This window comes from uncultured Maricaulis sp. (assembly GCF_905480005.1).
Classification (GTDB): Bacteria; Pseudomonadota; Alphaproteobacteria; order Caulobacterales; family Maricaulaceae; genus Maricaulis.
The window spans coordinates 1-4,823 of sequence record NZ_CAJQOO010000028.1 but is presented as its reverse complement, the minus strand read 5'-3'; the positions used below and the strand labels follow the sequence as shown (position 1 = coordinate 4,823).

Here is a 4,823-nt window from a genome sequence, read left to right as displayed (position 1 = left end):
TGATCAACAATTCGAACTGAGCATCCTGCATGATGCGCGGGTTGAGGAGTTCGTTTTCCGAGGCGACTGCGTTCAATTGGGGCTCACGCTTGATACCGGAAAGCGCGCTCGCGGCCTTCTTGATGGCGTGTACGATTGTGTCGCTCGAGGAAATGTCGCCCACACGATCATCGACGATCTCGAAGTGGTGAGATTGAGCTCGGCGAATGTACAAGCGGCAATTCGCTCAATGCGCGCGCTCGACGCTGATGCGATCCGCGGGTTGGACCGAAACATTGGCGATGTTTGGACGCGAGAAGGCCTCACATGGGTAAAGCTGATCCCCTCACAGGGGATGGCTTTTCAGGCGGCATGTCGATCATTCCGAATGAAATTGTAGGGTTGGGAAAAGAACGAATGGGGACATTTACCGCTTTTCACTAGTTCCCCTCCAGGTCCGCGCGCCCGCCGCAAACCCCACCATAAACCGCTTGCCGAGAGACCGCCGTATCCGCTTCTTCAGGTCAAGGGCGCGTACGCGCCGCTTCGCGGTTTCACCCTTGAGCTGAAGAAGCGGATACGGCCTGCTGGCTGACAAGCGATTTATCGATCACCCTGCGCGCGGCGCCCGGGTCAAAGCTGATATCCAGGTGACTCGGCCGTACACCATCCACCGTCATCCCCCGGTGACCGCGAAGCGGACATCCGGGGGACCTCGTCACGGCCGTCGAGCGGTTGGGTGAGGTCCTCCGGACAAGCCGGGGGATGACGGACGAGGTGGGGGTGAGGGCGCTCCATCCTTTCCATGGCGGTCCACGTGGCGCGCCGGACCCTTGTCCCGAAACTGCAAGACACCGGCGCGGCACTGTTCTCGCCGGTTTTATCTGACCCGCACCTGGGCTAATCAGGGCGTGAAAACAGGCTGTTGAAAGTTTTCACCAGCTTTTCCACGGAAAGTGGAAAGTTTTCCACCAAGTCCGCCGACTTGTCCACGAAATCGCATTTTCCGTGCGTTGCGGCGCCGGCTCCGGCCTGCTCTACTTCAATCATCGACAGCGTCCAAAGTGGTCCGAAAGGACCAGGGATCGCCGGAGAGGTGGCTCGGAGGAGCAGGTTCGCAAGAACCGGTTCACACGGGCAGGCAGGGAAGACAGGTCCGCAAGGGCCCGGATTTCAGGTCAGGTTCCAAGGCAAGGGTCTGCAAGGACCGGCGCGGAGGGCTCACCGAACCGGAGGGACTGAACCGACCGCAAGGAAGGGGACCAGGACGCCAAGATGCCAGCGCTGCCTCACAGCGGTGCTGCCCCGATCGAAAGAAAGGGGACGCGGAAGGGAGAGGTGTCAAAGCCCGACCTGGACGCAACACGGCCGCCCGCTTCCTCACCTCTTGCCAGGTAAGGGACGGGCGGTTGGTGCGTTTGGGCACCCTGTTGCCGGGCCCGGCCCGCGCTTTCCTTCAGACGGATCAGCCAGAATTCGCGAAATTCGCCTGAAAGGCGAATATTGTATTCGCCCGCTGGTACAACCAGTGGGATAAGGCGTTGAGATTCCCGATAAAACACGTCTGGCGCGAATACTGAACAAGATGTTAATCAAATATGAGCTGCGTTAACGCCGTTCATCGCCAGAATGCGCGCTGAGGGCCAATGGGCCCGCCGCGCAAGATGAGTGACCGCATGTTCCCGACCGGAGCACATCGCTGGCAGACGCTGGACTGGACGGGCCACGCCCGGTCCATCGCGCTTGTCTGCTGGGCAGCGGCAGTTCTGATGACGGGCGTCCTGGGATGGTCTGCCTGGACGGCTTTCGATACGGCCGCCGAGAATGTCGATCGTGTGGTCGCGCGACACGAGGCCGGGACTGTCGTCAAGGCACGCGAGATTTTCAGCACACGGCGCTGATCGTCACGCCGCAAATTCACGCTTTCCGCCGCTGCGAACCCCGTTAGGCTTGGCCGCAACGAGGAGAGCGTTGTGACCTATATCCTGATCGGAGCCCCGGTATCGCTATATACCGGCAAGGTGCGCGGATATCTGCGCTGGAAAAATATCCCCTTCACCGAACGTCTGTCGACGCGCGACGTCTACAAGGCCGATATCCTGCCGCGGGTTGGCTGGCCGGTCATTCCCGTCGTCATCCACCAGGATGGCAGCGAGCTGGGCGAGACGCTGCAGGATACCACCGAGATCATTGATCATGTCGAGGCCCGCGAGGCGGGCCCCTCGGTCTATCCCGACGGGCCACGGCAGCACCTGGCATCCCTGATCCTGGAACTGTTTGGTGATGAGTGGCTGGTCATTCCCGCCATGCACTATCGCTGGGCCTATAATCGCGACTTCGCGCAACAGGAATTCGGCGCGACCAGTCATCCCCATCTCTCTCCCGAGGAGCAGTATGCGGCCGCCGAGAAAGCGGTCGGATTCTTCTCCGGCTCTGTTGGCGGGCTTGGTGTGAACCCTGACAGCGTGGCGGCCGTTGAGGCGGCCTACGAGGATTTCCTCGCCGTCTTTGACGCGCACCTGGCCGACCAGCCCTTCCTGTTTGGCAGCCGCCCGTCCATCGCCGACTATGGATTGCTGGGTCCGCTCTATGCGCATTTGCTGCGCGATCCCAAATCCGGCGAGCTGATGCGGCGCCTGGCGCCGCGCGTGGCAAACTGGGCGGAATACACGCACGCGCCGCAGCATTGTCTCGCCGGAGACTTCCTGCCAGGCGACGAAATTCCGGATGGTGTGCAAGAATTGCTGCAGCGTTTTGCTGCGCAGCATTGGCCGGTCCTGAAGGCGACCAGCGAGGCGCTTGCGACCTGGGCAAAGGATCAGGCGCCCGGGTCCGAAGTGCCGCGTATACTAGGCTTCCACAAGGTGGTTATCGGGCATGAGGACACGGTCGTGACGACAGACCGGGCGATCATTCCCTATGCGCTCTGGATGCTCCAGCGGGTCACGGATTATCGCGATGGTCTCGCCGGTGATGCCCGGCAGTCTGTCGATGAAATGCTGCGCAGCATCGGCGCAGCAGACCTGATTGATTTCCAGCTCCCGGTTCGCCTTCAGCGGCGCAATTACAAGCTCGCGCTCGCGGACTGATCACAAAATTGTTGGGCGCGCCGCCCTGGCACGCGGTCTAACCTTGCCGCCGGCACGGGAGGACAACATGCGCACACTTTTTGCCCGGATCCGGGCGAGCCTATTCATTGCCTGCACCGGACTGGTCACCATGGCCACCGCCGATGCGGAGATACCCTCTGACATGCAGGCTGCTCTGCAGGCAGGTGATGCGGCTGCGCTGGCCGCCAGCCTCGAGGCTGGCGCGGATCCGGATGCGCGCGCCGACGAGGGGCTGGAGGCGACCGCCCTGATGTTGGCGGCGTCCAATCCCGATCCGGCGCTCGTGCGCGTATTGCTGGAGGCGGGTGCGCAGGTTGATATCGCCGACGCGATGGGCGACCCGGCCATCAACTGGGCAGCCTATTATGGCCACGCTGCTGTTGTTGCGGAACTGTTCCAGGCTGGCGCCAGTGCGGAGCAGGTCGGCCACGGCACCGTGGCCGAGATCGCGATCCGGCGCGGTCATCAGGACGTTCTGGCCCTCGCGCTGGATGCGACCTCGCAACGTCCGGAACGCCCAGTCGCGCATGCGGCGCTGGAAGCGGCCCTGCTGGCCAATGAGCGTGAGACTTTCGCCGCCTTGCTCGCCCTGGCTGACCCGGTCGCGCTCAGGGATTGGGCTGGCCGGCCGCTCCTGCATGCGGCCGCGCGGGTCGGGCATGAATCCGGGGTGGATGCCTTGTTGCAGGCCGGCGTTGATATCCAAGCCACCGACCAGATTGGCTTCACGGCATTGTTCGAGGCTGCGCGTGAAGGCCATGGCGCGGCCGTCGACCGCCTGATCGGGGCCGGTGCTGACATTGATCATGCCGCCGGGGAAAACGGAATGGCGCTGACAGCGACACATGTGGCGGCGATAGCGGGCCATGTGGATGTCATCAGGCGCCTGGCCGAGGCCGGCGCGAATCTCGACATGCAGGGCGTCACCGGCGCGACACCGCTTTACTGGGCAGCCTTTGAGGGCCAGCGTGACGCAGTCCTGGCGCTCCTGGACGCCGGTGCCGATCCCGATATCCGCCCGGACGGCACGCCGGACTTTCACGCCGTCGCGGAAATGCTGGACTGGCCCGAGGTCGCGGAACGGCTCGGCCCGCGGGTCACGGATTGAGACGGTCGCAAGGAAGGGCTGGCGAAATCGGTTTGACTCCCCATATGAATGACGCGGATTTTGCGATAAATGAGCGGAAACGAGCGCGTCTCTTTCTATTGGGGAATAAATGGACCGGATTGATGCCCTTCGCCTTTTCTGCTCGGTCGCTGAGCTGGAGAGTTTCACCAAGGCGGCTGAACGCGAGGCGATGACGCCCGGTGCGGCGTCCAAGCAGATCACGGCGCTCGAGCAACGTTTGCAGGCTCGCCTGTTTGAACGGACAACCCGGTCCGTGCGTCTCACCGATGCCGGCGAGGCCTTGCTCGACCGGGTCCGGCCGTGGCTCGATGAGTATGACGGACTGGAACAGGGCGTTGCCGATGCACGATCAGCCCCGGCCGGGGTGCTGCGCGTCGCGGCACCGGTCGACTTTGGCGCCCGGCGGCTTCTGCCGATCGTCACCCGGTTCATGAATGAATGGCCGGGGGTGGAGGTTCGCCTCTCCTTCGCCGACCGCATGGTCGATCTCGTCAATGAGGGCTTCGATGTCGGGGTGCGGATCGGAAATCTTCCCGACAGCGCGCTGATCGCCAAACGCCTGGCTGCGGCCTGCATGACTGCCGTGGCCTCGCCGGACTATCTCG

The 4,823-nt window shown here is 63.0% G+C and carries 6 protein-coding genes; 5 read left to right on the top strand and 1 reads right to left on the bottom strand.

Features of this window, described 5'->3' with window-relative positions; translation table 11 throughout:
• On the top strand, window positions 1–379 hold a 379-nt coding region (locus tag QZ266_RS03965; RefSeq protein WP_295691833.1), incomplete at its 5' end, for a hypothetical protein.
• Window positions 380–879: 500 nt separating this feature from the next.
• Here the strand turns inward: QZ266_RS03965 and QZ266_RS03960 are convergent.
• The gene (locus tag QZ266_RS03960; RefSeq protein WP_295691832.1) at window positions 880–1,029 is read right to left on the bottom strand and encodes a hypothetical protein; all 150 of its coding nucleotides are present in this window, start codon (window positions 1,027–1,029) and stop codon (window positions 880–882) included.
• 626 nt (window positions 1,030–1,655) lie between these two features.
• Between QZ266_RS03960 and QZ266_RS03955 the strand changes: the two genes are divergently transcribed.
• The 4 genes from QZ266_RS03955 to QZ266_RS03940 all read left to right on the top strand — a co-directional run.
• A complete protein-coding gene (locus QZ266_RS03955; protein ID WP_295691831.1) occupies window positions 1,656–1,880 on the top strand; it encodes a hypothetical protein in 225 nt (74 codons plus the stop codon).
• A gap of 72 nt (window positions 1,881–1,952) precedes the next feature.
• Window positions 1,953–3,068 (top strand): glutathione S-transferase family protein, encoded by a 1,116-nt coding sequence (locus tag QZ266_RS03950; protein WP_295691830.1) that lies wholly within the window; start codon window positions 1,953–1,955, stop codon window positions 3,066–3,068.
• A gap of 67 nt (window positions 3,069–3,135) precedes the next feature.
• Window positions 3,136–4,197: an ankyrin repeat domain-containing protein gene (locus tag QZ266_RS03945; RefSeq protein WP_295691828.1), complete on the top strand. Its 1,062-nt coding sequence runs from the start codon at window positions 3,136–3,138 to the stop codon at window positions 4,195–4,197.
• Window positions 4,198–4,306: 109 nt separating this feature from the next.
• Window positions 4,307–4,823: LysR family transcriptional regulator (locus tag QZ266_RS03940; protein ID WP_295691826.1), on the top strand; the 517-nt coding region annotated here is incomplete at its 3' end.